The organism is Pristimantibacillus sp. Z349TD_6, from assembly GCF_056173205.1.
Genome location: NZ_CM149662.1, coordinates 6,896,123 through 6,920,050, shown reverse-complemented (window position 1 = coordinate 6,920,050; position 23,928 = coordinate 6,896,123). Strand labels below are relative to the sequence as shown.

The window sequence follows — 23,928 nt, the reverse complement described above, 5'->3', positions numbered from 1 at the left end:
TCTATTATTACCGAAGGGCGGTTTAAGCATGGAGCTGGCATTAATGAAAGGTCAAAAAGCGGATATTACCAAAAATAATCCTTCCATAAAAAACCTTCTAGTTGGCATGGGATGGAACACTGCAGCAGGTGTAGATGTCGATTTTTCGGCTTTTCTATTACGAGCGAATGGAAAAACAGCTGGAGACCAAGATTTGATTTTTTACAGCAATCCTAAGGATGTCAGCGGTTCTATTCAACTGGCAAGCGGCAATAAACGCAGTATTGCAGGGAAAACGGATACCGAACAAGTATTGATCGCGATTAGCGATGTGCCTCAAACGATTGAACGTATTTCATTTACTTTAACCATTTATGATGGGGAAGCGAAGAGACAAAATTTTTCTAGCGTGAATGATGCCTATATCCGGGTTATTGACGAAGGAACAGGACGCGAAATTTTGCGGTATGATCTTGGAAAAAATTTCTCTATTGAGACTGCGATAGTCGTAGGAGATTTATATAGATATAATGGCGAATGGAAGTTCAATGCCATTGGGTCTGGATATTCAGGCGGTCTTGCTGCACTCTGCAATAGCTTTGGTATTGAAGTAAAGGCAGATGCTCCTGCTGAGGCGCCAACACCAGCACCAGCACCAGTGAAAGCTCCACTTATTCCACCAAAACCTCCCGCACCAATCGTACCAGAACCAAGCAGTCCGCCAATTAGCCTCAGCAAAATCTCGCTTACCAAACGCGGTGATGTCATCAACTTACAAAAAGGTGCCGGATCACTTGGTGAGATTGTCGTTAATTTGAACTGGAATCAGAAAAAAGCCTCCACTGGTTTTTTTGGCCGTTCAAGCAGCGGTGTAGATTTAGATGTCGGATGTTTGTATGAATTGAAAAATGGTATGAAAGGTTCTGTTCAAGCGCTAGGCAACAGCTTCGGAGATTTTTCGCGAGCACCGTACGTTTCGCTTGACGGGGATGACCGAACCGGCTCTATTACAACGGGTGAAAATCTTAGAATCAACGGTAATAAAGTTTCTGAGATTAAGAGAATCGTCATATACGCATACATCTATGAAGGAGCTACAAACTGGGCGGAGGCTGCTGGTATTGTAACCATCACACAAACAGGCGGGCCTGATATAGAGGTGCGGATGGACGAGCATAATAATCGCAAGGGTATGTGTGCGATTGCGATGATCGAGAATGTAAATGATCAAACCTTCAGCATTCAGCGGCTCGTGCAATATTTCTCAGGCCATAAAGAGCTTGACGAGGCTTATCGCTGGGGTCTCAGATGGGTACAAGGAAGCAAATAAAGAAAAATGCGGAGGTTTAAGAGATGGTCGACTTTTTTCAAAATGTAATAGCCAACTTCGGGAGCTTCTTTCACTGGGACAACTTGTCACAAGTTCTCACCAACCCGACAAACTGGGGAATAATCGCAACACTCGTTCTTTTGGAAGGCTTGTTATCGGCAGATAATGCGCTAGTACTAGCGGTTATGGTTAAGCATTTGCCGAAAGACCAGCAGAAAAAAGCGTTGTTCTACGGTATTATTGGTGCCTATATCTTCCGATTTATCGCAATCGGAGTAGGTGTCTATCTCGTACAAATTACATGGATTAAAGTAGCGGGCGGATTGTATCTGTTATGGATTGCGTTAAGCAATCTATTCCATCTGGAATTCAAGCTTGCTCGTGTCGGCAACATTCCATTAATTCCTTACATCGGCAAGAAGGGTAACGACGATGATGCTGAAGTTCAAAATAAAGGCTACGGCTTCTGGCGTACAGTACTTGCTGTTGAAATTATGGATATCGCGTTCAGTATCGACAGCGTTCTAGCTGCATTCGGCGTGAGTGAAGAGGTATGGGTTCTGTTCCTCGGCGGTATTCTCGGCGTTCTAATGATGCGTGGCGTCGCTCAAGTATTCCTCAAGTTGATTGACAAGTTCCCTGAGCTTGAGAAAGCGGCGTTTATTCTAATCATCGTTATCGCAGCAAAAATGATTGGCGGAGCGTATGGCTTGCATGTGCCGCACGCTTTGTTCTTCGGTTTAATTATAGCTGTATTCGGTGGTACCCTTCTTTACAGCGCAGCACGTAAGAAAAGAGAATCAAAAGCGGTTTAGATTCGATAATACTCTGTTTATGGAAAATATCCCTCAATGGATCGCGAGGGATATTTTTTCACTCTCAGATTGCTTTACACAACTTTTAGGAGGGATCACTTTGAGGTATTTTAACTATCTTACCAATGAAGAAGAGCAAAATTTCTTTTACTCCCTTCCAACTCAGTTCAATAATTATGCTGACAAAGAAGTTATTGCTCACGCGATTGGTGCAGCGCTTTATATGCCTGCCACCAAGGATAACATAGCAGATGATTTGGTAACCGGAAAACACGAAGGACTCGTGTCTATGGTGATAGACCTTGAAGATGCAGTAGGTGATAATCAAATCGAATTTGCCGAAGAGACGTTGAAGGCAACGTTGATTAAGATTGGCCGTTACATTTCGATTGGTTTGCTCCATGCCGACGATATTCCGCTTATGTTTATAAGAGTTCGCTCTGTTGAACAGCTTAAACGACTGCTCTCGTTTTTCGGTGAAGAGATTGAATATATTACAGGAATCGTGTTTCCAAAGTTTAACGTGGAGACTGGTGGAGAGTATTTAAAGCTGCTGCATGAATACAACAAGAACAAACGCTCAACAAGCTCCACGTTATATGGCATGCCTATTTTGGAAAGCTCTGACGTCATTTATCGCGAGAAAAGAATGGAAACGCTAATGGGCATTTCCCAGCTGCTGAATGAATACAAGGCCTATGTGCTGAATGTTCGGATTGGAGCAACAGATTTTTCGAGTTTATTTGGGCTTCGAAGAAGTCCGGATCATACGATCTACGACATCGGCGTCATTCGTGATTGTATTGCGGATATCGTAAATGTTTTTGGACGGATGGATAATCATTATGTGATCTCCGGTCCCGTATGGGAGTACTTTAAGAGTGATCGCGTATTTAAGCCCCAGCTCAGACAAACACCTTTTGAGGAAAGCATGGGAAGACACGGACGGATTCTGCGTATGGATTATATTAATAAATATGTGGACGGGCTTATTCGCGAGGTCGCAATGGACAAGGAAAATGGGATAATTGGCAAAACCATTATCCATCCTACCCATATTAAGCCTGTACAGTCGATGCTTGTGGTGACGCATGAGGAGTATATGGATGCCCTGCACATTATGGAAAATGAACAAGGCGATTTGGGTGTGATGAAGAGCCGTTATTCGAACAAAATGAATGAGTTTAAGCCGCATATGACATGGGCCAAACGAATATTGTTCAGATCAGACATTTATGGGGTGCTAAATGAAAACCAAAACTTCACCTGCTTGCTCGCAGAAGAACGAGAATCAGCAATCGTTTAATATTATTGGAGATTTAGAGATTGCCATTGAGGTTACGAGTAATACGTTTCATATACCGCTTGAGCAGCTTTTTCAAATGGCAGCCCGAATTAATAAAAAACGCAGTTTTTTATTCGTAAGCAAGGTGCTGGGTAAGCATATTCCTGTTCGCCCGCATTTGTCTTTGTTATCGGGTGCGGCACTTGGGCTTTTGTATCAGCAGTTTAAAGGCGAGAAGCTTCCTATCCAGATGGAGCAGCTGCTGCATGCCTTTGAATTTCCTGAGGCAGCAGGTAAAATCTATGAACAGATGAAGCAAAATAAAATGGTCATAGATGAGAAAACGCTGTTTATCGGCTTTGCGGAAACGGCAACAGCGCTTGGACACAGCATGTTCGATATGTTCGAAGGTAATGCGTCTTTCTTGCATACCACGCGGGAAAAAATTGACTATATGACGTCCTGCATCGATTTTGAGGAAGAGCATTCCCATGCGACCACACATCGCTGCTATGCTGACAACCCAGCTGTATTCGAGAATGCAGAAACGATTGTGCTGGTGGATGATGAGATGACGACCGGGAAAACAGCCATCAATATAATTCACGATTTGAATGCCAGGTATGGGAAGAAAAAATATATTGTTGCTAGTTTGCTTGATTGGCGTTCAAAAGAGGATATGGAACGTTTTGATGAGCTGGAGCAAGAGCTTGGCATATCGGTAAACTGTTTATCGCTTGTAGCGGGGCGGATATCTGTTAACGGTACCCCTATTCAAAATGCTGACAAAACAGCAGAGTTGCAAACAAATGAGTCGGAGCCTGCCATTAATGTTCTCTATGTGAACAATCGGTTTGCTAGCCTTCCCTCATTAAATCGAGAAGTTTCCTACCTGAAGCATACTGGCCGCTTCGGATTGACGGCTGATGAAAGCTTGGTGCTTGACGCAGAAGTAGGACAGGCGGCGGCGTTCCTCCGAGAACATCGAACGGGCAGCAAGGTGCTATGCATGGGAACCGGCGAATTCATGTTCATTCCTATGCGCGTAGCAGCAGAACTAGGCGATGATGTATGGTATCAATCGAGTACAAGAAGCCCCATTCATCCGGATTCCAGTTCACAGTATGCGGTGAATACAGCTTATCCCTTTAATTCCCCTGAACATGCTGACGTCATGAATTTTATGTACAACATACCGAATGGCTATTATGATGAGATGTTTTTGTTTATGGAGCGCGAGGTTGCAGGAGCGCAAATGGAGGAGCTTAATAAGGTGCTTCTCTCCTTAGGAATCCAGCGTGTTCATATCGTTTATTTCAGTCGGAAAAGGCTTGCCGATCCGGCTCCTATCGGGAGCTATAAGCAGGAGGATGTTACTTTTCTGCTAAAAGACCTTAGCGATATTTCGTTAGAGCAGCGAACGGAGGACCGGGAAGCGGCCATGCAAACAGGCGGCCACTATTCGGAAAGCTTGCCGATTGAATATCAGCCTACTGATGAGTATATACAATTGTTTCAAAATACACTCAGTGATTCGGCTATTCGAATCGCAAGAGCAGTTGGAACGGTTTCCGAGCGAATCATTCAAAAAAATGGATTTGATGTTGTGCTTGCATCCTTAGCGCGAGGCGGTACGCCAATCGGCGTATTGATTAAGCGATATATCAAGCACATGTATGGTATTGAGGTTCCGCATTATAGCCTTTCCATTATTAGAGGCAAAGGCATTGATGAGAATGCGCTGCTGTATATTAATCAGAATCATCCGCATAAACGCGTGCAATTTGTAGATGGCTGGACGGGCAAAGGTGCAATTGCCAAAGTGCTCATAGCAGCTTGCAGCCAGATGAAGCAAAAATACGGCATTGAACTGAATGATGAGCTTGCGGTGCTCGCAGACCCCGGCTATTGTGCAAGTACGTTTGGCACACGAGAGGATTTCCTCATTCCAAGCGCTTGCCTTAATTCAACGGTGTCAGGCTTAGTCAGCCGGACTGTATTGCGCAGCGATCTTATTGGCGCCGATGATTTCCATGGTGCAAAGTATTATAAGGAGTGGGAGAGCTCTGATCTGTCTCAACTATTTGTGGACACGATTTCTGCTTATTTTGGTCAGATAGCGGATGATTCCAAAGCGGAAGCTCTTCAAATGGAATCAAATCCTGCGGAAAATGAAATGACTTGGCAAGGGATGCAGGATATTGCTCGTATCCAAACTGATTTTGCAATCTCTGATATTAATTTCATCAAGCCTGGCGTAGGTGAAACGACTCGTGTTCTTTTGCGCAGAGTTCCTTGGAAAATCCTCGTTGATCGACTTGATAATCCTAACTTGAAGCATATACTGCTGCTGGCTAAGGACCGTGGTGTACCTGTGGAGGAATATCCAAACATGACCTATTCCTGCTGCGGTATTATTAAGGCTTTGAAGGGGGAGACGGAATGATCTTTGCGAGCGATTTGGACCAAACTTTAATTTATTCCGTAAGATCCAAGGGCGAGATAGAGCTTGAAGAAATGGCGCCTGTTGAGCGTTATGAGGAAAGATATATTTCTTATATGACAAAGCCGGCGATTCAGAAGCTGCAAGAGCTTGTCAGCATTATGCGTTTTGTTCCTGTGACGACGCGAATTCCGGAGCAATACAACCGCATCTTCGCGATAAGAGAACAGTTCCGTCCGGAATATGTGATCGTCAGCAACGGCGGTACCGTTCTCCGAAATGGGGAAATTGATCAGGAGTGGCATAGCTTCGTTCGTGAAGCTGTAAGGGAACATTGTGCTGAACATACGGAAATTGCGAGCCTGTTTGCGGAAATTGCTTCTACCCACTGGGTGAAGTCGACTGATCTTTGTGATGAGCTATTTTATTCCATTAAGGTAGAGAGAGATCAGCTGCCGCATGAAACGTTGGAGGAGCTGAAGCCGAAGCTTGCCTCGCTTGGCTGGAGCTACTCACTCCAAGGCCGTAAAATATATTTGGTTCCAGAGAAGGTAAGCAAGGGTGCGGCCATCCAGTATGTGAAAGAGAAGCTCGCTTCAAATTTCGTATATGCAGCCGGCGACAGCCTGCTCGACGAGAGTCTGCTGCTGGCAGCTGATTATGCCATATCGCCTGTACATGGTGAATTAGGACGATCCTATTCGGCACATCCACATATTCAATTTACACAAGCAAGAGGCGCGCTTGCCTCGGAAGAACTGCTAGACTCCATCTTAGAGCATGCACGAAGATTATAAATGCAATCGCAAAAATATATCTAATCAGATGGAAGAAGGTTTTTATACATGACACGAGTTTATATGAATCGTTGGTTTTCGGTAGCTTACCATTACATTAATATGATTCGGAACAATCCAGACGGCGAGTCGTTTGAGTTTTTTGGCACGCACCCGGATATTAATCATATGTCTTTGCTTGCATCCGATCATATCGGAACAGAGCCTGCTGTTTTTGGACGCGAATACGTAGATTTTTGTGTGGATTTCTGCAAAAGAAACCAAATTGATATATTCATTCCACGTTTGCATATGGAGGAAATATCAAGATATGTTCATTTATTTGATGAGATTGGAACGAAGGTCATGGTATGCCGTGATATCGAATTGCTGGACTCCATGATTGAGAAGGATAAATTTTATGAAGCGCTGCAAGGAAAAGACCTCGTGACGATTCCAGACTACCGTGTCGTAAATACAGCAGAACAGTTTAAGCAAGCCTATGAGGAACTCACAGCTGCTGGTCATAAGGTGTGCTTTAAGCCAACGAAGTCAGAAGGCGGCATGGGTTTCCGGATTATTGATAATGAACGGGATCCGCTGCGTGACCTGTATGGCTATGTAACTCTTTCTACAACGTTTGAACAAGCTTATGAAACGTTGTCATTAACGGAGCATTTTGACACGCTGATGGTGATGGAGCTGCTCGACGGTACGGAGTATAGTATCGATTGTGTAGCATCTGCTGAGGGTGAACTCATTACAGCTATTCCTCGCCGTAAATCAACGGGCAGGACTTATTTATTGGAGGATACGCCGGAGCTGCTGGCAATTGCAGATCGAATTGCGACAAGCCTTCGCATTCCTTATGCCTTTAATATTCAGGTGCGTTACAACAATGGCATACCGAAATTGCTGGAGATCAACCCGCGGATGTCTGGCGGCCTTTATATTACCTGCTTGTCTGGCGTAAATATGCCTTATTTGGCTGTTCAAGCGCTGCAAGGAAAAACGATTGATCCGCCTGATCCGAAGTTCGGTATACAAGCGGGTTATGTAGAGCAGCCTTTGATCATGGAAATGAACAGAGTAGAATAACCGAAGAAAGGGGCGAGAGCCCCTTTTTTTTAATATTGTGCTCATTAATTTGGCACAACATCCTTTTTTTATTTTTTAAAATTGACTTCTATGTACCAATAACGAGATAATTGTAGGAAGAAGACGAGCATAAAGATTAGGTTCAGAAAGCTCATATGGAGGTGCAGCAATGAATGCATTGAAAAAAAACGCAGCCATCGCGATTGGCGTTTATGCAGTCGCATTAGTTGTTAATGGGATTACCTCCCCATATATAGCTATGGCGGTTCCCGTGTTCGGTTTGTTAATCGCATTATCATGGAAGCAGCGTCCAAGGAAAGAAATTAATCAGCCAACACGCGAGCCAGAGCTGCAGCAAAATACGCAAAACCCGCCCATACAACAACCCAGTGCAGCTTCAACTGCTCAAGCATCATTGGCTTCAAAGCCAGCTCCTGCAGCTGTCATTCCGCCGCAGGTTCTAGATCCTGAGCTTGCTTCTGCATTAGAATACATCGGAATCATTGAAGATATGATTTTACTCGAAGGCGAGAAAAATAATTTAGACGATGAAATTGTTCAGAAGACGCTCGCATTGCTGTCGCGGCTTAACCGACTAATTCCGGATTTAATGGCGTTAGGAGACTCGAGCATTAATCACAATATTTTGCGATTGGTGCGAAAGGATTTGAATTCGACCATTAATCCATTTCTTCGGCTCAGCGGCGAAGCGAAACGCCAGAATAGGCGGCTTTTGCTTGATGGCATTAAGGATGTAGATTCCAAGCTTACTTTTTATACGAAGACGCTTGAGCAAAAGGATCTTATGGAGCTTCATACAAAGGCTGAGTTAATTCAGCAGCGTTATCGACTTACTGACTAATGAAGGGGGAAATGAACAATGGCGCAACAACTCGTACAATTAAAAAATGAAGATATTCAGAAGCTGGAGCAAGAAGTACAAAGCACGATGCAGAAGGTAGCCACAACCGATGCTATGCATTTGGATACACTAATGGATGAGATTACGAAAAAAGGCCAGAAGACGCTTGAGCGCTCAAGCCAGACGCTTACGATGCTCGAGAGACCGCTGTCGGATCTCATGTCAGGCAAACGGTCCGAGGTAGCAAACAACATGCTTAAGCTTCGCAGCGAGGTTGAGGATTTGAGCAAAAGCAAGCAGCTCTCGCTCGTGCAGAAGCTGCTTCGGAAAGCACCGATGAAGGCTTATATTTATAAATATCAATCTGCCAAGTCTAACGTGCAGGTGATCGTCAAATCGCTCAGAGATGGTCGCGACAACTTGGAAGAGAACGTCATTCATATGAGAAATTTGAAGCGCAGCAGTCTAGACAATGTATATGACCTGCAGCTGCTTGTCGAATATGGCAATCGTCTCAAAAAAATGTTCGAAGAGGAAATTGCTAAGCCCGAGAACGAACACCGGAAAACTTATTTGGAGCGCGGACTTCGCAAGGTTGTAACGAAGCTCCAAACGTATACGGAAATGATCATGCTTTATCAGCAAGCGATTGCCGCAACGGATATTATTAATGATACAAATGATAAGCTGATGGATGCGCTGGACAGCTCAATAGATAAAACCCAGCATCTCATGTCGGTGTCAGTCTTGATTGCGAGTGCGATTGATGACCAGATGAAGGCTATAGAAGCAGTCAATTCAACGAATGAAATGTTAGGCAATCAATTTGCTGAGAACGCGCGTCTTTTGAATGAAACGAGCGAGCGAGCTAATCAAGCATTAACGAAGCCGGCTATGAGCATGGAGCTTGTGGAGCGGGCAATGTCGGATCTCTTCTCCGCGATGGACAAGTACGAGAACTCCAATCGACAAATTATTCAAACGGTATCCCAGCAAACGGAAAAAATGACGCAAATTAATCAAAAGGTTGGACAACGCTTAGGCATTCAAGCGGGTTCTGGAGCTAGTCAAGCGGAGCTTCCTTCTTCAGCAGCCAAAGGATTTTTGGAGTAAATCAAAAAAAAATTAGCAGGACGAGCTCTCCAAGGGCTCGTTTTTTTGCGTTTTTTGAGAAGAAATGACGGATGTCCTACAAGTAATGGCTCATAAAGCATAAAGAAACAGCATAGTCTTAAAGAAAAAACGAGGTGATCATGCTATGATTGGCGAAATTGCCATAGCTGCACTCATTGTCGTCTTAATTGTTGTTGCCAGCTTTGAACGGGCGGAGGATATTTTGAAAGATTTTTAAGCATCGCTGTTTGTGTTCACCTCTGATTTGGTATAATAGGATGAATTATACTGGCTGATCGGAGGTGTTCCAATTGGAGTTTACCTATGAAATTATTTCGGAGTCAAATATTAATGTACGGTTCATCTATGGCGGTGAGTGGTTTACTTTTAATCTGTTCAATCGAGACCAGCAATGGGTCCTTCATCCTTTTGATTCCTCTTTGATTCGCAATAAAGATATGAGTAGGCTTGTCATAGCAGATTTGATCCAGCATAAACCTTTTCAAGTGATGTTAGCGAAAGAAGGCATTCTTCTTTCCGAGCTGAATACGTCCATTCCGCTTGGACAGCAGCAGGAGACAGAGGTGGAGTACGAAGCGCTTCCTCGTATAGGGCGCGGTTCGGACTTGATCTTTGACGAAGAGCGTTCTTCCAAGCCAGAAGAAATCAATATCGAACAGTTAATTGAAGAAAATGACCTGGAGGATCTGATTCGGCTCGAAGTACAAATGATTGAATCGCGTCAAAATCTTTATAATCAAATATTGCACCGAATGTTCATGGCTGATCTAGGTCCAACCGACCCGGAATTCCAGAAAATTCAACAAATTGTCAAAACATATGGGGAAGCGAAAACAAGGCTCCAAACGATACAATAACGGAGTCACTTCCTGTATAATAGAAGCACTGAATGGTTCTGGAGGAGATTAGGTTGGCACAGCTTTATTACAAATATGGAACAATGAACAGCGGTAAATCTTTCGAAATCATTAAAGTGGCTCACAATTATGAAGAGCAAGGCAAGCAGGTTCTTATTTATTCACCATCGGTAAGTGCAAGAGGCGGGGTGGATCGTGTAGGTTCTCGTGTAGGGTTCGAGCGGGAGTCCATTCCGGTTCAAGAGGATACGAACCTTTTTGAAAGTGTGAAAAGCTTCGTTGCAGGAGCTTCACCATCCAAAATTTATTGCGTACTCATAGATGAGGCGCAGTTTCTGAAGAAACATCATATTTTGGAGCTTACACAAGTCGTGGATGAGCTTAACATCCCGGTAATGGCGTTTGGACTCAAAAACGATTTTCAAAATCAATTATTTGAGGGCAGCTATAACCTGCTCGTGCAGGCGGATAAAATTGAAGAGATTAAAACCATTTGCTGGTTCTGTGATCGGAAAGCAACGATGGTTATACGCTATAATGACGGACAGCCAATGAATGCAGGTGCGCAAATCCAGATTGGCGGCAACGAGGATTATAAGCCTGTATGCAGACGCTGCTATAATGAAGCTTTTCGCAATGCGTAAGCAGGGGTAATAACAATACAAAAGAACCTCCAGATCCACTGTTGCAGTGGCTTTGGAGGTTCTTTTGCTTGGTTTGCTATTAAAGACTGAATTCACTCGGATTAAGTCCAAGGGTATTGCAGATGTCACGCACAGCAGCTTGTTCCTTCATATCGAAATCGCCGTCTGCTGCTCCGATTGCGCTGCACACACCAACGATTACACGAGCAACGTCTGGTTTGCTGCGGAATTTGGCAATCGCTTTAAGCGCCTCTTGCTTGCCAATCATCGCGTCAAACTCCATATTGCCTACAAAGTGATTGAAACGGTTAATCACATCACTCATATCAAAAACTTTTAATTCTTCGCTGCGGCCTATGTAGCCGGCCATTTTTTGTTTTTCATTGGAGTCGACGGAACCATCTGCTGCTGCTACAATCGCACAGCCGGCTACTACCGCATCTAGGAATTCTTTATTTTTGAATTTTTTGACCTGATCGGTTAGTCCTTGCTTACTTGTTTGCAGCCATGATTTGAAAGAGCTCATTTAGCTCAGCCTCCTAGGGTGAATTTAATCTTATTATTCTATTGTAGATTTAATTGGGGTCATTTAGCAAATTTTGCGGTAAATTGTCTGTTTATGCTATTAGATTAGATCGTTGAATGAGAAGGAAATAGGATGAACGATAGAAGGAAAGACGATGTATTTTTGAAATCGATTACATTATACAAAAAACAACGCACATCATCTTAAAAATGACTCATATTATGAAATCGTTTTCAATTTTATACTTGTAAGTAATCTCGTCTACAGCTGTCCATTTCAATAAAGAAGGGGTTTGCCGTGAGACGACAATTATAGTTATGGGGAGGGTTTGGTTTGAAAAGAAAAATGTCGATGATGACGGCGATGCTGCTGGTCATATCGCTAATGACGAGCTTGCTTTCAGTAGGAGCAGCGCCTTTGACGCAGTCAACTGGGGGATTGCCGACGTACTTGGACCCATCAAAGAGCGTTGATGCAAGGGCGGCGGATTTGCTTGCCCGGATGACACTAGAAGAGCGCGCAGGACAAATGATACAGCCAGAGAAGTCGAATATTACACCTGAGGAAGTAAAGCAATATTTTATCGGCTCGGTGCTTAGCGGCGGCGGTTCTTTCCCGAACGGCAAGCAGCAGGACAGCACGCGTGAAAATTGGCAGACGCTTATAGACGGCTATCAGGATGGCGCGCTTTCTACGCGTCTCGGGATTCCGCTGCTGTATGGCGTGGATGGAGTACACGGACACAACAATGTGAAGGGAGCAACCTTGTTCCCGCATAATATCGGCTTAGGTGCAGCGAATAACGCTGAGCTGGTGAAACAAATCGGCGCTGCGACAGCAAAGGAAATACGAGCAACCGGAGCAAATTGGGATTTTGCGCCGACGATTGCAGCCCCGCAGGATATTCGATGGGGCCGGACCTATGAAGGATACAGCGGCAATCAAGCGATATCCAAGGTGCTTGGTGCAGCATACATTCAAGGGCTGCAAGGAGAAACAGCTGCGGAGCGCAGTCAGACGAAACATGTCGTTGGCGCTGCGAAGCATTTTTTAGGTGAAGGCTATACGGATAACGGCGTCAACCAAGGGAATATAACGAAGTACACAGAGGATCAGCTCATTGCAAGTGATTTAGAGATGTACAAAGCGGCTGTTGATGCAGGGGTACAAACGGTAATGGCATCCTACCACAGCATTCAAGGCCTTAAGATGCATGCGAATAAGCGGCTTCTTACGGATGTGCTGAAGGGTGAGCTTGGATTTAAAGGTTTTGTTATTTCGGATTATAACGCGATTCAGCAAATCACGCGCGATCAAGACGGCAAAGCAGTCAGCGGCTTGAAGGATCAGCTGAAAGCGTCCGTTAATGCAGGCGTAGATATGTTCATGCTGACGGGTGACTGGAGAGCTAGCCTTGAGCATTTAATTAGTCTTGTTAAGGATGGCAGCATTACGGAAGAGCGTATCAATGATGCAGTTCTTCGTATTTTGAAGGTGAAAATTTCATCTGGCCTATTTGAGAATCCAAAGACAGATACAGACTTGGCAGGCTACTTCGGTGCATCTGAGCATCGTGCGCTTGCGCGTCAAGCTGCGGCGGAGTCGCTCGTTCTTCTGAAGAACGATGAGGTGAACGGTTCACCGATTATGTCTCAGCTGAAGGATATGGACAAAATTTTCGTAGCAGGTAAAAATGCCAACGATATCGGCAACCAATCTGGCGGCTGGTCAATTACTTGGCAGGGAGCATCCGGGGCGATTACGACCGGAACGACAATCTATGAAGGGCTTAAAGAGGTTGCAGGAGCCGCGAAGACGGTAACGTACAACAAGCATGGCCGCGGCGCTGCTGGTTATGACGTAGCTATTGCTGTTGTAGGCGAAACGCCTTATGCAGAAACGAATGGAGATCGTACGAGCCTAAATCTCGACGAAGAGGATCTCGCAACGATTGCAAATATTCGTGCAGCTGATCCAAACATTCCACTCGTTGTTGTTCTTGTATCAGGACGCCCGCTTACGATAGCGGATCAACTGGGTGACTGGGATGCGCTTGTCGCAGCATGGCTTCCAGGTACGGAAGGTCAAGGTGTGGCTGATGTACTGATTGGGGGCAAACCGTTTAAAGGGAAAAACCCGATCAAATGGCCATTTTATGTAACGAATAATTATCCAATTATGACCGAAGCCAGCCCGAATTTGTTGTTTCCTATCGGATACGGCTTGACGAGCGGGCAGGCTACGCCTGATCTGCCGAGCAAACCTGTAGAACCAGAGAAGCCTTCACTGCCTATCCCAGGCAAGGTCGAGGCGGAAGCGTTCGATGCGAAGAGCAGCGGATTGAATACAGAGGACACGCAGGACATTGGCGGCGGCAAAAATATTGGCTGGACGTCCGGCGGCGCATGGCTGGATTATAGGGTGAAAGTGAGCGAACCCGGTACCTATAAAGCCGATTTCCGCTATGCGGGCAACGGAGGCGCAACGGGGATTAAGATCAAGAACGAAGCGGGAGCGACGCTTGGTACGTTGAGCGTAGGCTCCACCGGAGGCTGGCAAAGCTGGCAAACGGCCAGCGTCGAGAATATCGTGCTAAGCCAAGCAGGCATTCAAAAGCTGAGGCTTGAGTTTATTGCCGGAGACATTAATTTTAACTGGGTAGAGTTTACGCGCACAGGTGATGTTCCAGCTGGCGGCGGCGGTGGCGGCACTGATCCAGGTAATGGAGGCGGCGAACAGCCAGCACTGATTAGCGGAGCTGTAGAGGCATGGATCTCCAGTGAACGTGATGCGGGTGACCGCAAATGGTATTATGCGGATCGTTATCAAGCTGGCGATAAGAAGCTGGAGCAGCAGACAAATTTAGATATTACCCTTCCAGATAACAGCAAAGCGACAACGATTACGATAAATCCGGATAAAAAGTATCAAACAATGCTAGGAATCGGTTCGTCCATGGAAGAAGCGACGATTCATAATCTTGTGAAAATGTCTCCGGAGAAGCAAACAGAGCTGCTTAGCCAATTGATCGACAAGGATAACGGCATCGGCATGAGCTTGATTCGCCTAACGATCGGAACCTCCGATTTTACAGCGCAAAAGTTTTATTCGTACGATGATTTGCCTGCCGGTGAAACGGACGTTGAGCTTAAGAAATTTTCCATTCAGAAGGATATTGATTTTGGCATCATTCCAACCGTTAAGAAGATACAAGCGATTAATCCCGATGTTCAATTTTTTGCATCGCCTTGGAGCCCTCCAGGCTGGATGAAAACAACGGGCAGCATGGTAAGAGGTCAAGTGAAGGAAGAGTATCTTCCTGTGCTTGCAGATTATTATGTGAAATTTCTTGAGGCATACGCTGAGCATGGCATCTACTTTGAAGGCATGACGCTGCAAAATGAGCCGCTGCTCGAAATTGATTATCCAAGTACAGCGATGTCATGGCAGCAAGCGTCACGTCTAGCCAAGCTGCTGCGGGCGAAGCTCGATCAGAATAGCAATGCAAAAATCAAAAGTGTAAAGCTGTGGATGTTCGACCACAATCCCGGCGATACGATGGCTTATCCAGCACAAATTCTGGGCAATTCCGTAGAAGGGGCTTACGATGCCATAGAAGGGACGGCGTTCCACGATTATGGCGGCGAGCTGTCCATGATGACGGAGCTTCAAAAGCTGTTCCCGCAGAAAAGCGTGTATTTAACGGAGCGTGCGGTATGGGGTACAACGGGCGCTGACCGAATCGCACAATATTTCCGCAACTATGCCAAGAGCTATAACAGCTGGGTTACGATGCTGGACAGCGATATTTCATCCCATCAATGGGTAGGCATTCCTGATCCGACCCCAGTCGTACAGGATTCCTCGAATCCAGATCACTACTGGCTGCTGCCGGAGTATTATTTGATGGGGCAGTTTACGAAATTCGTGAAGCCTGGTTATGTGCGAATTGATAGCAATTACGGCTCGGCTGCGACAGTAACCAACGTTGCGTTTGCAAGCCCAGACGGCAAAGAAATTGTAACGGTTGTCATCAACCAAACGAGTGACCCGCAGCCATTTAAAATTATAGTTGATGGACTTCAAATTGAAGCGGTCATTCCAGCCAAATCAGCAGCAACCTATCGCTGGAATCGTACGCAAATAACAAACGTTCCAGCAACGATTAACGCTACGCGCTTTGCTTCAGCAGAAGGCGAGTTCCAGGTTAATCCAAACGGATACTTAGGTTCTTTTGCACCAAATGGAACAGCTTCGTTCGATTATGTTGTAAATGTAGCAGAAGCAGGCGAGTATGAACTCGATCTGGCGATTGCTGGCTTCCAAACGAATGGTCTGGTTAGCTTTGAACTGGATGGCCAGCCGCTTGTGTCACTGCCGATCAATCAGACGACGTACCAGTGGGAGTACTTCGCTAATCGCCGCGAGCGCGTTATGCTTCCAGAGGGTGCGCACAAATTAACAATGAAAGTGAGTAAAAACGACTTCAATGTTAGAAGTATTGCGTTCACGAAGGCGGATAAGGCAGCTATTTTACTTCCCGCATCTATAGAGGCGAGTAAATTCACATCTGCCTTTAATGTACTCGTAAACGGCTCAGCGGTCAGCTATGCCGATCCGAATGACTGGATGGAATATCAGGTACAGGTTCCGGCGGATGGAAACTACGGTATTACGTATCAATATTCCACGACCTATGACGGTGCAAAAGCAGAGCTTTCACTAGGAGGAAATGTACTGAAAACGACTGAGCTTCCAAACAGCGAGAGCTGGGATGCTTGGGCTATGGCTTCAGATACCGTTGCTCTGACTGAAGGTGTTCATACGTTAAGAGTTCGAATCGTTGATCAAGGCTTTAACTTGAATGCCATTGCGGTTGGGCCTGCTATTATCGCAGATGCCTCAGCAGTAACAGAAGGTGCAGAGGCTGGAAGCCATATTTTTGTCCGGCTGCTTAACGACACGTATAAAGAGGAGCTGACTTCCTCCAACTGGTCCATCGACGGGTATGCGGGAACGGTTGTAGACAGCGTTTATCGTGTTGATGACCATATGGCTAAGCTTACCTTAGGAGGAGGGGCGACTAGAGACTATGACTCTGATCGTACCGTCACAGTAACAGCCAGCACATACGAAGCTGCTTCTGGAAGCACCGGTAAGACGATGAGCTCTAAAGTTATCATTAAGGCTATTGATGATGCGGAGTCGTTATCCTTGTCAGAGAGTCAGATTGCTTATGACGTAAATAACAAGGAGCTAATCGTTACCCTTGCTGGCGGTACATTCGTGCAGAGTCAGCTTGGAGCGATAACCGTATCGGGAGCGGCAACCTCGCAAGGAGGCGTATCACTGCGCTCGGCTGAGCTTCTCAGCCCTAATCGAGTGAAGCTTACGCTGAACTGGAGCGGAACCGTTTACTATAATGAGTTGGAATTGCAGGTTAACGTTCCACTGCAAGCCTACGATGATTCAACAGGAGGTACGGCGTTAAATGCTAAGGCAGTGCTGCTTGGAACCGAAAATGTGAAGGAGCCAGTAAATCTTTTGTCCCTTGATTCCTTGGATCAGTTCAATCGATTAAAAGGATTCGCAGTGTCTGGAACAGGAAGCGCGAGCAGGCTAACTCAAATTGATGCAGGCGATTATGCCGATTATTTGGTGCACGTGCCAGCAACTGGTTCCTATGTAGCGACCTTTAAGGCTACATCTGGCGGCCAAGCTGTGAATGGCATCGTGCTTGAGGCGCAAGACGGCGCTGTTCGGAAAACGATTAACGTACCAAACCTTTACAACCAGGTCGTTGAAATGCGAATCGTCATTGATCTCGTTGAAGGTGACCAAAAGCTTCGTATTCTGGCTGGAGCTTCCGGCTATGAGCTTAGAGGCATTAAATTTGAGCCGTATGTTGTACAGGTAATGGATCAGAGCGGTGTTATGAAAATTGAAGCGGAAAGCTACACCCATGCGGATGCGGCTGCTGTTCAAAGCAATATGGACGGACAAACGCTGTTATTCAAAAACGTAGGTTTTATTGCGGCAGCAGGCTCGCTTTATTTTGACGTAAATATCGCAAAATCGAGCTTCTACAAAGTGACCTACCGTTATGCAACGCCGCAAGCAGGCGTGAGTGGAACGTTGTCCGTGAATGGGCAAAAGTTGTCTACTACGCCGCTAGGAGCAAGTGGCGGATGGGATAAATATGCGGAGGCTTCTGGCATTGTAGAGCTTGCGGAAGGCGTACAAACGATTCAATTTACTAGTAATAATGATGGGGCAAACCTTGATTGGATCACGCTTGAGCAGACTGAAGCGGTTACGCAAATTACAGGTACGACAGCACTTCCGACTGCTTCGCTGAAAGCTGGAGCCTACAAAGGAACCAAAACGGTTGCTTTAACGACTGCTACAGAAGGAGCAGCCATTTACTATACAACAGATGGATCGCTGCCTAGCAGTACAAACGGGCAATTGTACAAAGGAGAGCTTAAGCTCTCGGAGCTGACAGTGCTCCGCACGATTGCGATTAAAGCAGGAATGAAGGACAGCTTTGTTGCACCATTTACGTATATCATTACACCAGGGGAAGAGCCAACACCAACACCAACGCCAACGCCAACGCCGACGACACCGACGGAGCCAACACCAACACCGACGTCACCAACGGGGCCAGCTGTAACGCCAGCTCCTACGACGCCTCCGAGTGGAAAGGGCACAATACCGGCACCAACACCGGTCGTTGACACGGCTAGCGGACTTGGTAAAACTGCGATAAGCCAAACGCTTATCGACGAAGCTTTGAAATCAGTAGAAGGAAATAATGGTACCGTTCAAACCATTACAATTAAAGTACCGATTGTAAATGGAGCTAATGGCTACGAGGTGCAATTGCCTAAAGGGACTATTAGCGAGACTAAGCTATCGGTACAGTATGAGATTCAGACAGGTACGGGTACGATTGTTGTACCAAGCCATATGTTGAAATCACTGCCTTCGGATGCGAAAAACGTATCCATTGTGATTGCGAACATCGATAAAACAAAGCTTAGCGAAGAAGCGAGAGCAGCAATCGGTAGCCGTCCTGCGGTTGAGCTGAATCTCTACGTTGACGGCGTTAAAGTGGAATGGAGCAATTCAGAAGCTGCTGTAAACGTATCGCTTAGTTATACTCCAACAGCTGATGAGCTGGCGAGCAGCGAACAAATTACAGTGTGGTATTTCGACGCAGCAGGTAAAGTGATTGCAGTGCCAAGCGGGAAGTATGATAAATCGCAAGGTGCTGTGCTTTTCACAGTAAATCATTTCAGTACGTATGGCGTAGTATTCGTAAGCAAAACGTTTGACGATCTTGGCAAATATCCTTGGGCGCAACAAGCGATTAAGGTAATGTCGGCTAAAGGCGTCATCAACGGCATATCGGATAAAGCATACGCTCCAGCTCAAAATGTGAAGCGGGCAGATTTTATTACCCTGCTCGTGAAAACTTTAGGTCTTAATGCTGCGTATGATAGTCAGTTTACCGATGTGGCAAAAGGTTCTTATTATTATGATGCGGTTGCCATTGCGAAGAAGCTTGGCGTAGTAACTGGCCGTGCGGACGGTACATTTGATCCGAATGCCTCCATTACAAGGCAAGAAATGATCGCGATGACAGCAAGAGCGTTAAATATTTCTGGCAAAAAGCTGCAAGCAGGAAGCTCGGAGCATTTGCAATCGTTCACCGATTTGAAGCAGCTAGCAGCTTATGCAACGGACAGTGCTGCTCTTCTCGTAGCGAACGGCATTGTGAAGGGCGACGGCGCTAAGCTTAACCCGCTTGGTTATACAACCCGCGCGGAAGCAGCAGTTATTATGTATGCCATTTACAACAAGCAATAAGATTGGGATGAGCGATGCGGCCCATTGAATGACAAGGAAGAAGCCTTCGAACTCACTGTTAATGTGGGAAAGAGGGCTTCTCTTTTTTTGCCTATTCTATGAAAATTTTTTCAAAATAGTCGGATGCCGTTCTCACTATTAATCTAGCGAATAGGATGAGGGTATCAAACGGTAGGAGTTGATGATGTGTCATTTTATTTTAAGCTGCGCACGTACCTAGGGAGAGATGTAGAAGTTATTCTCTCTAATGGGGATGTGGTTGCAGGTGTGCTGCTGACGGTAGGCTTCTCATACATTGTGGTTCGAACCTTGAGTGTACCTGGATACGGTGGGACGGAAGATGTGCTGATACGTTTGCGGGTCATCGAATATGTCCGGATTTTATAGGAATGGCTGTACGGATGATGGAAGAAGGCGTGACTATGTCGAGCGATTGATCGCAGATAAAGATGTGCTGCCTCCTTTACAAAAAGGAAGAGATTTCTCCCAAGCAGGCAATCGGTGCGGGGTGCACCAGCGCTTGTCAGTGATTATACCCGTTCAAAATGAGGAGCGGACAATAGGACGTGTCATCCAAGAAATAATATGGCTGTCGCCAGCTGAAATTATCGTAGTTGTTAATGGCTCCAATGATCGTACAGAGAGTATTGCTAGAGAGCTTGGCGCGTCGGTCATAGTTTTTCAGGAGCCGCTCGGAACGGATGTGGGCAGAGCTATTGGCGCATATGCAGCTACTGGCGATGCGCTGCTGTTTGTGGATGGAGATTTTCATATCCATTGGAAGGAGCTTGCTCCTTTTCCTAATGCGCTGCTAAGGGAATGTGATCTGGCTGTTAATAAGCTGGATCACCACCTCAGCATGCGCATGCCTTGGAGTGCCGTGACAACGTTAAAAATAGCACTGAATATGGCAGTTGGCCGCGAGGATTTGGCGAATGCTTCACTCGTGCATGTTCCATTTGCGCTGAATAGGCGGGCGCTTAATGTTATTCATTGGTCCAATTTATTATGTCCGCCGAAAGCTTATGCGCTCGGACTGCTCGGGGGATTGACCGTCAAGCCTGTTCACTGCGTGGAAGTTGATCGCTTAAACCGTTATCGTCCGATCAAACACAAAAATGCCGGAGGAGACCATTCCATTGCAACGATGCAAATAATAGGGGATCATTTTGAAGCTCTGCATGCCATTTATAGGAGAGAGGGCAAGAAAGGAGAGATAGGATGCAGCGGGAATTTGGAAAAGTAAGTATCGTTATTGCAAATTATAATCGTGCAGCATATCTCATTGAATGTTTGGACAGCTTGATGAGCCAAACGTATTTGAATAAAGAAATCATCATTGTAGATGACGCATCGACCGATAGGTCGCTGGATGTTATTGAGGCTTGGTGCGAAGCAAACGGAGTAGCGGGTACAGAATCTATAGTACTCGTTCGACTTCCTAGAAATATTGGGTTTTCTGGAGCCATTACGACGGGTTTCTTCCACGCTCGCGGACAATATATCGCGGTTCAAGATGCGGACGATTTCTCTCATCCGCAGCGTTTAGAGAAACAAGTAGCGTATCTCCAAAGCCATGCAGAGGTTGCACTGGTAGGAACGAGCTACGCTAGCTTTGATGCGGCCGAGAAGAGGCAGTATGTTCAGGAAAAATGGCTGCGTTTCGGTGATGATATTCTTGATGTTTACCGCAGCGGCGGTCACTGTGTTTGCCATGGGACGATCATGTTTCGCGGCGATGCTTTTGACCAGATTGGCGGATTGAGCCGCCGAATTGTCGGAGCGGAGGATTATGAGTTCATCGTTAAATTTTTGAATAACAAAGCTCGTATTGAAAATATTCCTGAAATACTTTATTACTATCGTCTGCATGCGAGCCAACGTTCATTGGCTTTTTATGCGAAAAAGGAGTGAGGTGAAATGGCAGGCTCGCCGTTATCCGTCTTAATGGCTCTGGACAGTATGGATGCCGGCGGTACGGAAACACATGTATTAAGTCTAGCAAAAGCACTAATAAAAATAGGTCAAAGAGTGAGTATAATTGCCGCGGACGGCCCTATGCGGTTTCGGTTTGAGGATGCCGGGTGCCATGTATATTTGTTTGAATTCCAGCCAGCTGGAGCGTCAGTTCAAACGGAGCGAATCGTTAGGCTGCAGGAAATTATGCGTAGCGAGAAAGTGGATTGCGTTCATGTGCATCAGACTCCATCCGGTTTGTTTACGGCAAAGGCAGCTAATCTATTAGGTATTCCGTCTATATTTACCGTTCATGGCACCTATTATCCGCAGACTGCTCTAAAGTCGCTGCTTGTTTACTCGGAATCGGTCATATGTGTAAGTGCTCCTCTTCAAAGCTATATCACGCGGTTTGGCTTTCCGTCTATCGTTGTCCCGAATGGCATCGATCTAGCGGAGTTCTATCCATCCAGCGGCGCAAAGCTTCGCTCAGACTTAGGTATTTCTGAAGATGCAATTGTACTTACGTACGCTAGCCGATTGGCTTGGGGAAAGGCAACAGCATGTGATGTCCTGCTGCGAGCGATGAAGGATCTTTATCGTTATGGGTGGGATAAGCTTGAGCTAATCGTTGTTGGGGATGGTCCTAAATATAATGCAATTTCAGAACTTGCGGAATTTATTCAGGCGGAAAGCAGAAGACGGTTCATTCATATGGTTGGAAAACAATCTCAAATGCGAGAGTATTACAATGCTTCAGATATCGTTGTCGGTACGGGACGCGTTGCGCTGGAGGCAATGGCTTGCGAGAAGCCAGTGCTTGCCATTGGTAACCATGGCTATTTTGGCTGGGTGGAGCCGAGCAATTATGAGCAGGCTTGGCTTAACTATTTTGGAGACCACGGTTCGTCTGCTGCTTATTCCCGTTATTTGTTTGCAAGCGAGATTGCAGATGGATGCCGCAGGCTGGAGGGGCTGCGCGCTAATGGAATAGAGGGAAGACGGTGGGTGGAACGTGAGTTTCATATCGATCATTCCATTGATCAAATTATGAGCGTGTATCGTTCAGCAATAGGAGAGATTTAATGAAGGGCGGTACGCAATGAAACGAATTTTGTATGTAGGCTGGTTAGGGTTTAACAATGTTGGTGATGAGTTAATGTGGCTATTGTTTCGCGACCTGTGCAGAGCTTATCTGCCTGAGAAAAAATATGATGTCATTCCGTCAATACCGGGCGTAGATATTCGGAATTCGGGTCCGTATGATGTTGTTGTGCTCGGCGGCGGCTCGCTGCTCATTCCAGGTTATATCGATGTTGCTTACCAAGCGGCTAGGAACCATAAAAAAGTAATGATTTGGGGCAGCGGTCATGACAGACAGGAGTTTCCTGTAATGGATGCCTCGGGAAAGGTCGCAGCCCATTTGGCCTACACCAACGAGAACCTGGCAACGAATGAGAAATTAGCTGAGCTAGTGAAGATGTCAAAGTATTGCGGCGTCCGAGGTCCGTTGTCCTATCAGTTTCTCGAGGATTCTGGCGTCCGAATGGAGCAGGCGATCATAAGCGGTGACCCGGCATTTCTGCTGCCTGCACCGTCGCCACGCAAGAATGGGCAGGCTAGCAGAACGATTGGTGTGAACTGGGGAACTGCTTATAATCGAATATTCGGCGGCAATGAGGAAAAGGTAGAGCAGCAATTGGTAGAGGCGCTGCGTATACTAATATCGCAAGGTTATCGCATCAATATTTTCTCCGTTTGGGGTCCTGATAGAGAAGCTTGCAAGCGTCTATATGCGAAGCTGGGAAACCAGACGAATGTGGATCTTGATTTGGAGCTGTACCATCATGAGGATTTGATGGAGAAGCTAAAGTCCTATGCGCTGACGATCAATTTCAAATTGCATGCTAGTTACTTGTCAGCAGCAGCAGGGGTGCCGTTCGTAAGCCTTGGATATCGATTCAAATGTATAGACTTTGGCTGCTCGGTGGATCTTCAGGATTATGTGCTCTCCACCGGCGATACGGCACTTGGCGAAAGCATTCTGGACAGAGTAGCCAAAATTGAAAAAGAAACGGATATGATTCGCGAAAAGTTTTATTCGCATCAGAGCCGTTATCGCGAGCTGCTGAAAAAGCCATTTCAAGAACAACTGTTTTAATGAAATAGCTGCAACAGCGTAAAAGGAGCTGCCCGAAGGTTTATTACCTTTCGGGGCAGCTCCTTTTTTTAATAGACAAAGGATGGATATTATAGGAAGAAGGTTGACATCGAAAAATAGTTTATGATATATAAAAAGAAGGATTGGCACTCAAAGAGTTTGAGTGCTAAAATATAAGGTAGCGGTT

At 45.8% G+C, this 23,928-nt stretch carries 17 protein-coding genes and 1 pseudogene; 17 read left to right on the top strand and 1 reads right to left on the bottom strand.

What is annotated here, in order from left to right; translation table 11 throughout:
- Positions 1 to 28: 28 nt before the first annotated feature.
- The 11 genes and pseudogenes from AC0VYE_RS30000 to AC0VYE_RS29950 all read left to right on the top strand — a co-directional run bounded on the left by AC0VYE_RS30000 (position 29) and on the right by AC0VYE_RS29950 (position 11,223).
- The gene (locus tag AC0VYE_RS30000) at positions 29 to 1,309 is read left to right on the top strand and encodes a TerD family protein (RefSeq protein ID WP_076267377.1); all 1,281 of its coding nucleotides are present in this window, start codon (positions 29 to 31) and stop codon (positions 1,307 to 1,309) included.
- Positions 1,310 to 1,332: 23 nt separating this feature from the next.
- Positions 1,333 to 2,124 (top strand): TerC family protein, encoded by a 792-nt coding sequence (locus AC0VYE_RS29995; RefSeq protein WP_076267376.1) that lies wholly within the window; start codon positions 1,333 to 1,335, stop codon positions 2,122 to 2,124.
- 100 nt (positions 2,125 to 2,224) lie between these two features.
- Entirely contained in the window at positions 2,225 to 3,430 is a 1,206-nt protein-coding gene (locus AC0VYE_RS29990) for an HpcH/HpaI aldolase/citrate lyase family protein (protein ID WP_256710842.1), read from the top strand.
- Positions 3,372 to 4,673: pseudogene (locus tag AC0VYE_RS29985) on the top strand (phosphoribosyltransferase family protein); the annotation flags it as partial. The gene AC0VYE_RS29990 and the pseudogene AC0VYE_RS29985, both read left to right, overlap by 59 nt.
- Positions 4,674 to 4,700: 27 nt before the next feature.
- Positions 4,701 to 5,855: a cysteine protease StiP family protein gene (locus AC0VYE_RS29980; protein ID WP_475449774.1), complete on the top strand. Its 1,155-nt coding sequence runs from the start codon at positions 4,701 to 4,703 to the stop codon at positions 5,853 to 5,855.
- Positions 5,852 to 6,649 carry an HAD family hydrolase gene (locus AC0VYE_RS29975; protein ID WP_475444401.1) on the top strand — a complete coding sequence of 266 codons (798 nt, stop codon included), beginning with the start codon at positions 5,852 to 5,854 and terminating at the stop codon, positions 6,647 to 6,649. The genes AC0VYE_RS29980 and AC0VYE_RS29975 overlap by 4 nt, the downstream gene beginning before the upstream one ends.
- Before the next feature lie 48 nt (positions 6,650 to 6,697).
- Positions 6,698 to 7,726, top strand: coding sequence for an ATP-grasp domain-containing protein (locus AC0VYE_RS29970; protein WP_076267373.1), 1,029 nt, complete (start codon positions 6,698 to 6,700; stop codon positions 7,724 to 7,726).
- Between the two features lie 169 nt (positions 7,727 to 7,895).
- Positions 7,896 to 8,588: a hypothetical protein gene (locus AC0VYE_RS29965; protein WP_076267372.1), complete on the top strand. Its 693-nt coding sequence runs from the start codon at positions 7,896 to 7,898 to the stop codon at positions 8,586 to 8,588.
- An 18-nt stretch (positions 8,589 to 8,606) separates the two neighbouring features.
- Positions 8,607 to 9,701 carry a toxic anion resistance protein gene (locus tag AC0VYE_RS29960; RefSeq protein ID WP_076267371.1) on the top strand — a complete coding sequence of 365 codons (1,095 nt, stop codon included), beginning with the start codon at positions 8,607 to 8,609 and terminating at the stop codon, positions 9,699 to 9,701.
- Between the two features lie 311 nt (positions 9,702 to 10,012).
- Positions 10,013 to 10,579 (top strand): hypothetical protein, encoded by a 567-nt coding sequence (locus tag AC0VYE_RS29955; RefSeq protein ID WP_076267370.1) that lies wholly within the window; start codon positions 10,013 to 10,015, stop codon positions 10,577 to 10,579.
- A 53-nt stretch (positions 10,580 to 10,632) separates the two neighbouring features.
- Entirely contained in the window at positions 10,633 to 11,223 is a 591-nt protein-coding gene (locus tag AC0VYE_RS29950) for a thymidine kinase (protein ID WP_083681829.1), read from the top strand.
- A gap of 79 nt (positions 11,224 to 11,302) precedes the next feature.
- Here the strand turns inward: AC0VYE_RS29950 and AC0VYE_RS29945 are convergent, their stop codons facing one another.
- Positions 11,303 to 11,749 carry a tellurite resistance TerB family protein gene (locus tag AC0VYE_RS29945; protein WP_076267368.1) on the bottom strand — a complete coding sequence of 149 codons (447 nt, stop codon included), beginning with the start codon at positions 11,747 to 11,749 and terminating at the stop codon, positions 11,303 to 11,305.
- Between the two features lie 333 nt (positions 11,750 to 12,082).
- Here AC0VYE_RS29945 and AC0VYE_RS29940 point away from each other — a divergent pair, with 333 nt between their 5' ends.
- The 6 genes from AC0VYE_RS29940 to AC0VYE_RS29915 all read left to right on the top strand — a co-directional run bounded on the left by AC0VYE_RS29940 (position 12,083) and on the right by AC0VYE_RS29915 (position 23,741).
- On the top strand, positions 12,083 to 19,624 hold the full coding sequence (locus AC0VYE_RS29940; RefSeq protein ID WP_475444398.1) for a glycoside hydrolase family 3 N-terminal domain-containing protein: 7,542 nt from the start codon (positions 12,083 to 12,085) through the stop codon (positions 19,622 to 19,624).
- A 186-nt stretch (positions 19,625 to 19,810) separates the two neighbouring features.
- Positions 19,811 to 20,011, top strand: a complete 201-nt coding sequence (locus AC0VYE_RS29935) for a hypothetical protein (RefSeq protein WP_076267366.1) — start codon at positions 19,811 to 19,813, stop codon at positions 20,009 to 20,011.
- Positions 19,995 to 20,870 carry a glycosyltransferase family 2 protein gene (locus tag AC0VYE_RS29930; RefSeq protein WP_475444397.1) on the top strand — a complete coding sequence of 292 codons (876 nt, stop codon included), beginning with the start codon at positions 19,995 to 19,997 and terminating at the stop codon, positions 20,868 to 20,870. The genes AC0VYE_RS29935 and AC0VYE_RS29930 overlap by 17 nt, the downstream gene beginning before the upstream one ends.
- The gene (locus AC0VYE_RS29925; RefSeq protein ID WP_076267364.1) at positions 20,846 to 21,538 is read left to right on the top strand and encodes a glycosyltransferase family 2 protein; all 693 of its coding nucleotides are present in this window, start codon (positions 20,846 to 20,848) and stop codon (positions 21,536 to 21,538) included. Before AC0VYE_RS29930 ends, AC0VYE_RS29925 begins: the two co-directional genes overlap by 25 nt.
- 6 nt (positions 21,539 to 21,544) lie before the next feature.
- On the top strand, positions 21,545 to 22,666 hold the full coding sequence (locus tag AC0VYE_RS29920) for a glycosyltransferase (RefSeq protein WP_475444394.1): 1,122 nt from the start codon (positions 21,545 to 21,547) through the stop codon (positions 22,664 to 22,666).
- A 16-nt stretch (positions 22,667 to 22,682) separates the two neighbouring features.
- Positions 22,683 to 23,741: a polysaccharide pyruvyl transferase family protein gene (locus tag AC0VYE_RS29915; protein ID WP_475444392.1), complete on the top strand. Its 1,059-nt coding sequence runs from the start codon at positions 22,683 to 22,685 to the stop codon at positions 23,739 to 23,741.
- Positions 23,742 to 23,928: the final 187 nt, after the last annotated feature.